Source organism: Bartonella sp. CL266QHHD, assembly GCF_042195355.1.
GTDB lineage: Bacteria > Pseudomonadota > Alphaproteobacteria > Rhizobiales > Rhizobiaceae > Bartonella.
In genome coordinates this window covers 355-5,116 of record NZ_JBHIOD010000015.1, presented here as the reverse complement: position 1 = coordinate 5,116, position 4,762 = coordinate 355, and the positions used below count along the sequence as shown (strand labels likewise).

At 38.2% G+C, this 4,762-nt stretch carries 11 protein-coding genes and 1 pseudogene; 6 read left to right on the top strand and 6 right to left on the bottom strand.

Annotated features, from left to right (window positions below; genetic code table 11):
* Together ACFIK7_RS00925 and ACFIK7_RS00920 are read right to left on the bottom strand one after the other, a co-directional pair.
* On the bottom strand, nucleotides 1-372 hold a 372-nt coding region (locus ACFIK7_RS00925; RefSeq protein ID WP_375662769.1), incomplete at its 3' end, for a phage baseplate assembly protein V.
* Nucleotides 353-901 carry a hypothetical protein gene (locus tag ACFIK7_RS00920; RefSeq protein ID WP_375662768.1) on the bottom strand — a complete coding sequence of 183 codons (549 nt, stop codon included), beginning with the start codon at nucleotides 899-901 and terminating at the stop codon, nucleotides 353-355. The genes ACFIK7_RS00920 and ACFIK7_RS00925, both read right to left, overlap by 20 nt.
* Before the next feature lie 49 nt (nucleotides 902-950).
* On the opposite strand from ACFIK7_RS00920, the gene ACFIK7_RS00915 reads away from it, so the two are divergent.
* The 3 genes from ACFIK7_RS00915 to ACFIK7_RS00905 are packed head-to-tail and all read left to right on the top strand — an operon-like array spanning nucleotide 951 to nucleotide 1,719.
* A complete protein-coding gene (locus ACFIK7_RS00915; protein WP_375624221.1) occupies nucleotides 951-1,223 on the top strand; it encodes a toxin HicA in 273 nt (90 codons plus the stop codon).
* Nucleotides 1,213-1,530, top strand: coding sequence for a type II toxin-antitoxin system HicB family antitoxin (locus ACFIK7_RS00910; RefSeq protein WP_004856761.1), 318 nt, complete (start codon nucleotides 1,213-1,215; stop codon nucleotides 1,528-1,530). The genes ACFIK7_RS00915 and ACFIK7_RS00910 overlap by 11 nt, the downstream gene beginning before the upstream one ends.
* Before the next feature lie 42 nt (nucleotides 1,531-1,572).
* On the top strand, nucleotides 1,573-1,719 hold the full coding sequence (locus tag ACFIK7_RS00905) for a CopG family antitoxin (RefSeq protein WP_273790313.1): 147 nt from the start codon (nucleotides 1,573-1,575) through the stop codon (nucleotides 1,717-1,719).
* Between the two features lie 44 nt (nucleotides 1,720-1,763).
* On the opposite strand, the gene ACFIK7_RS00900 is transcribed toward ACFIK7_RS00905, so the two are convergent.
* From ACFIK7_RS00900 to ACFIK7_RS00890, 3 genes are read right to left on the bottom strand one after another with little or no spacing between them, the layout of a single operon-like run.
* Nucleotides 1,764-2,042, bottom strand: a complete 279-nt coding sequence (locus tag ACFIK7_RS00900; protein ID WP_273790314.1) for a hypothetical protein — start codon at nucleotides 2,040-2,042, stop codon at nucleotides 1,764-1,766.
* On the bottom strand, nucleotides 2,039-2,776 hold the full coding sequence (locus tag ACFIK7_RS00895; protein WP_375662767.1) for an antA/AntB antirepressor family protein: 738 nt from the start codon (nucleotides 2,774-2,776) through the stop codon (nucleotides 2,039-2,041). The genes ACFIK7_RS00900 and ACFIK7_RS00895 overlap by 4 nt, the downstream gene beginning before the upstream one ends.
* 27 nt (nucleotides 2,777-2,803) lie before the next feature.
* The gene (locus ACFIK7_RS00890) at nucleotides 2,804-3,013 is read right to left on the bottom strand and encodes a hypothetical protein (protein WP_375662766.1); all 210 of its coding nucleotides are present in this window, start codon (nucleotides 3,011-3,013) and stop codon (nucleotides 2,804-2,806) included.
* A gap of 261 nt (nucleotides 3,014-3,274) precedes the next feature.
* On the opposite strand from ACFIK7_RS00890, the gene ACFIK7_RS00885 reads away from it, so the two are divergent.
* The 3 genes from ACFIK7_RS00885 (at nucleotide 3,275) to ACFIK7_RS00875 (ending at nucleotide 4,481) form a co-directional block, all read left to right on the top strand.
* Nucleotides 3,275-3,640: a helix-turn-helix domain-containing protein gene (locus tag ACFIK7_RS00885; RefSeq protein WP_004858800.1), complete on the top strand. Its 366-nt coding sequence runs from the start codon at nucleotides 3,275-3,277 to the stop codon at nucleotides 3,638-3,640.
* Between the two features lie 3 nt (nucleotides 3,641-3,643).
* The gene (locus ACFIK7_RS00880; RefSeq protein ID WP_004858798.1) at nucleotides 3,644-4,180 is read left to right on the top strand and encodes an ImmA/IrrE family metallo-endopeptidase; all 537 of its coding nucleotides are present in this window, start codon (nucleotides 3,644-3,646) and stop codon (nucleotides 4,178-4,180) included.
* A gap of 166 nt (nucleotides 4,181-4,346) precedes the next feature.
* Nucleotides 4,347-4,481 (top strand): hypothetical protein, encoded by a 135-nt coding sequence (locus ACFIK7_RS00875; RefSeq protein WP_375631750.1) that lies wholly within the window; start codon nucleotides 4,347-4,349, stop codon nucleotides 4,479-4,481.
* Nucleotides 4,482-4,535: 54 nt separating this feature from the next.
* On the opposite strand, the pseudogene ACFIK7_RS00870 reads toward ACFIK7_RS00875, so the two are convergent.
* Nucleotides 4,536-4,762, bottom strand: a pseudogene (locus tag ACFIK7_RS00870) (hypothetical protein); the annotation flags it as partial.

The following is a 4,762-nucleotide window of genomic DNA, read 5'->3' as shown; positions in this document are numbered from 1 at the left end:
GATGTGAATTCCATAAGTATTTTGTTCATCATCATATTCAAGGCTGGTTCCATCAGGGTATATCGTTCGGTGAATGCTGCCTTTATCGGCTGCTTGATTAGCATCGGTATGAAGTGAACCAACAATCACCCCTTGTGATAAATCCCCTGATGACGAGATAACAATCACTTGCTCTCCGATATCACGCCCTTCATACGAGCGTGTTTTACCGGCGCGGGCTTGGGTATCTGGAATCCAGTCACTGACAAGATTGCCACTTTTTACCCGATAGCGTGCGTTTTTATGGTCGACATGGCTAATCTTCCCCACCACAACCATATTGGCCACACGTCTCTTTAGATCTGTGATCTCTTTATCGCGCCGCTCTAACATGTCCACCTTCAATTTTATGGTATTTATCTTTATTTCTCACGCCTGTTTCTGGTTCAAAGCTTAAGAAAGGTTCAACGAGTCTTGCTGTTACACTGCCTTCTTCTTCATCCATGTTGGGGATATTTGTCACATAAATGACTTCAAAGGTTAGAATCGCACCATGGAGCGCTAGGGCGCCATTATCACCAAAGGCAAAAGCAATATTTTGCAGGCGGCATGTCTCAACTGTGTTGTTGAGATTGGGATTAGCGTAGAAAACCTCCTCAACTTCCCATGCTAATTGGTCAACAAAGCGTGCACCATCTTCACATGTTGCATAGCATTCAACATCTACTGTTAAAACACGCCGCCTTATTCCATAATCTTGCCCATCTTTAATCGTTTCACTTTGTGTGAAAATGTTAATTGCAGGCGTGTTCTCAGGGGAGAAGTTGAAATCACGCATATTGAAAACATTGTCACCAGCTGCCGTCTTTGCTGCTTTAATCAAAGCAACAAAGCTTTCCCTTATCGTCTCTCTCGGATGCATGAGTGTTCCTGTCCAATTAAGTGTATAAAATGATTGACTAGGATTAATAATGATACTATTATTGGTTATGAACAATAAAGTTGAAAAAATAATCAGCTTGATGAAAGCATCACCAAAGAACATTAAGTTTTCAGATTTGTTGGCTGTATGTGTCTATTTCTTTGGAGAACCGCGGAACAATGGTACAAGCCACTTTGTTTTTAAAACACCGTGGCTTGGTGATCCTCGTGTGAATATTCAAAAAGATTCTGGTAACAAAGCAAAAGCTTATCAAGTCAAACAAGTCTTACAAGCGATAGAAAGGATGAAACATGAACAATAATCATTATACATATCGTGTTTTGTGGTCGCAAGAAGATGAGGAATATGTCGGATTGTGTGCAGAATTCCCATCCCTTTCATGGTTAGATGCTCAAGCAGAGAAAGCTTTAAAAGGCATTATGGACCTTGTTTCAGAAGTTGTTGAGGACATGCAACATAATGGAGAAGAAGTTCCTGTGCCTTTGTCACATGGTAAATACAGTGGTAAGTTTCAATTAAGAATCCCACCAGAACTCCATAGAAAACTTGCAATACAAGCTGCTGAAAATGGTGTAAGTCTAAACAGATACATTTCTTCTAAACTTTGAATCTTTTAAAATTCTATACACATCAAAAGAAATTTAATTTTTATGAAAACCTCTAAATTAAAACAAATGCCTGTTTTTAAGACGGATGAAGAAGCAGAAAACTTTGTTGATACTGCCGATCTTACGGATTATGATTTAACTGGTTTTAAACCCGTTCATTTTGAGTTCTTACCTAAAGAAGCCTCTTGACCACTCCCCATTTTAAGAACAGGGAGGGGAGTTGTGTTTTTAAGTTAAGCAGCTTTTACAACAGGACTTTCCAAAGTAGGAGCATAAGCTTGCAATAACGGATTCATGCTATGCGGTAGTTCTGAAGTTCCAAAACCTGTAAGAACTGCTAGAATCTTTGTAATATTCGGCACTTCATCTTGAAGTTTTACAATCAAAGCTTTTTCTACCACCCCCATGATGTCAACCAGAGCACTACAATTTTTATCATCTACATATTCACAATTGACAAACTGAAACAACGTTATCCACAAATCGCATAAGAAGTTAGTATCTACCTTCATTGCACACCCCCAAAGATTTGTTCTCTCAAACATGCCAATCCTCTAGATGTGATTTTCGTTGAAGGCAGCACCTTTTCTGTTCCATCCGGTCTTTGAATGGTAATAGCAGGGCAATCCATGAATCCTTTCTTGATCTTATCCTGATAAGGTAACAATGGCGCCCCTGGAGCACGTCGATACACCCAATCATTTTGTCGCAAGTAATCCGTTAAATCCTTAGGTCGTACTTCCAACATCTTCGCGGCTTCAATTAAACCAAACAAACCATCAGAGCGTTTTAGACCTTCCAAAGCCTCTGCTTTTGGTGCTAATTCAGCAATGGTGTTATCCTTTTGCTCGATTTGGCTTTGTAAGTGATTCAAAACACCAAGCAATGCTTCGGGTTTGGAGTAGTCAACTTGTGGTGTCACTACTTGTTTCAAGAGCCGTTCGCATTTGATAAAGTATAAACGAGCCTCTCTACCTTTCTTATTATTCTCAAGCATAGAGAGCTCTTTGGCTACATTTAGTGTAAGGTAATATTCTTTTAATACTACATTTTGACGTTCGCCAGTTTTGGCGAGCGTTAAAATATAATCTATTCCTTCTTCTAAATTGTATTTGATAATACGGTCCTTAATCCAATTGGAAAAGTCTCGTTTTGCTTCTAAGAATGCGTGCAATTCACGTGCATTTACTGTTTGAACAATTTCCTGTCCAACAGTTTGTTCCGATATCGGAATAAGAGTGTTCATTATGAACTCCTATTGGTTAGATGTTTTTCATCGACATTCCAGAAAAATGCCGGGCGCTGAAAAACACGGCCAATAGTCCGTCGTTATGCTTTTCCCAAAAGGGTATTTTATGGCATAACCACACCCGACAAAGCCATTATATGCGCGTAACATACAACGAGTCAAAGCCTTTAATGTGCGGAGAAGAGATTGTGTCGGCAATCCATCCGCTATTGGTTTAAGGTGTTCTTCAGGCACCTGATTCGATTATTCANGCCTTTAATGTGCGGAGAAGAGATTGTGTCGGCAATCCATCCGCTATTGGTTTAAGGTGTTCTTCAGGCACCTGATTCGATTATTCATACTCCTACTATAATGTCAAGTCACTTTCGATAATTTTTAAATTTTTGCTATTGGCAATTTGTAATTATTGTAAAAAAAAAAGAGTTGATTTATACCTTAAGATAAAATATATTTAATCTGTTAAGATTAATTATCCGTCCTTTGGAGTTCTATTTGATGCTTACACCATTTGGTAAAACCATACGAAAACTCCGTATTGATCGTGCAGAACGCCTTTTAGATATGGCTGATAAATTAGGTATATCTGTAGCGTTTTTATCTTCTGTCGAGATTGGCAAAAAATCTGTGCCTGTTGGTATGGAAGAAAAGATCATAGAATTATACGATTTAGATCAAGATATGGCTTCTCTCTTAAGAAAAGAGGCTGATTCCTGCCGTAAGAGTTTTACAATAAAGTCTTCTAATTTATCCACAGGTGAACTTGTTGGTATGTTTGCTAGAGTTATAGATAACATTTCTCCAGAAAATATAGAAAAAATGAAAAAATTATTGAAACAGATAAAAGAAAAAGAAGGTAAATAGAAGGTGTATAAAAGCATTGATTATGAAGTTCCTCCTCGTAGTTGGCACAAAATTAGTTATTTAGCTGGTTTATTTCGAATGGAATTACAATTGTCAGATGTCCAATATTTTCCAGTAATGGAGTTTATTGAACACATTTTGCCTAATATGAAGCTAGATTTTCATTTACGTATCGCAGATAAGAAAGAACTTGGAAATGTGGGTGGTTTAACTGATCCACAAGGTAAGTTCATCGTTTTAAGAGAAGATATTTATAGAGATGCGTACGATGGTAATGGTCGTGCAAGATTTACAGTTGCTCATGAATTTGCTCACCTCTTTTTACATACAAATTTACCCTTACAACGCGTAATTGATTCTCATGAAATACCTGCTTATCGCAGTTCAGAACGGCAAGCTGATCAGTTTGCCGCTGAACTTTTAATGCCACGTTCAGGTATGCCCAAATTTAAGACTCCAGAAGAGGTCGCTAAGTGCTATAAAGTTTCATTACAAGCAGCAAAGGTTAGAATGAAAACATTAAATATTAAATCAGAATAAAAAGGGTTTGAGTTGCAGCTCAAACCCATAAAAAGTTTACGTTAGGTTATGGTTCGCTAACGTAAAACCAGACAGGAAACAACAAGATGCAACCTGTAACAACATGCGGAATTGTATCATTGTAAATGTCTCCTGTCTAGGTCAATTCACCTTAAAAGGAACTTCCATGTATAATACACAGAAGTTTAAAGAAAGTAAAACCTACGTTTTTCGCACATGGCGTAGATGTCCTTATACAGGTCAAAAACTTTACGCAAAACACTATGGGCGAAAGGCTTGGCGTATTCCATTGAGTGAATGAGAAAAAAAGCAGAAGGGGGATATTTTATTCCCCTTCTGTACATTAGAAACATAATCAAAATTGCTTGTTAGGTGGAGATTCGTTACGCAAGATAAGTTTATACATACCGGATTCAGAGGCTTGGACATCTGTGATCACGAAGTGCTCTTGAGAAGAGGGGGCTTTGTTGTTTTCAGGGGAAATGATTACAACACTATCTTGAGGGTTTGGTGGTATTCCCCCGATGTCATTGATACAAAGATCAAGTTCCTTTCTTGGAATTGTGGTGGGGATTCTGCCAC

Coding starts and splice junctions, on each gene's coding strand:
- ACFIK7_RS00920 (WP_375662768.1), bottom strand. CDS start 901: ATGCATCCGAGAGAGACGATAAGGGAAAGCTTTGTTGCTTTGATTAAA.
- ACFIK7_RS00915 (WP_375624221.1), top strand. CDS start 951: ATGATACTATTATTGGTTATGAACAATAAAGTTGAAAAAATAATCAGC.
- ACFIK7_RS00910 (WP_004856761.1), top strand. CDS start 1,213: ATGAACAATAATCATTATACATATCGTGTTTTGTGGTCGCAAGAAGAT.
- ACFIK7_RS00905 (WP_273790313.1), top strand. CDS start 1,573: ATGAAAACCTCTAAATTAAAACAAATGCCTGTTTTTAAGACGGATGAA.
- ACFIK7_RS00900 (WP_273790314.1), bottom strand. CDS start 2,042: ATGAAGGTAGATACTAACTTCTTATGCGATTTGTGGATAACGTTGTTT.
- ACFIK7_RS00895 (WP_375662767.1), bottom strand. CDS start 2,776: ATGAACACTCTTATTCCGATATCGGAACAAACTGTTGGACAGGAAATT.
- ACFIK7_RS00885 (WP_004858800.1), top strand. CDS start 3,275: ATGCTTACACCATTTGGTAAAACCATACGAAAACTCCGTATTGATCGT.
- ACFIK7_RS00875 (WP_375631750.1), top strand. CDS start 4,347: ATGTATAATACACAGAAGTTTAAAGAAAGTAAAACCTACGTTTTTCGC.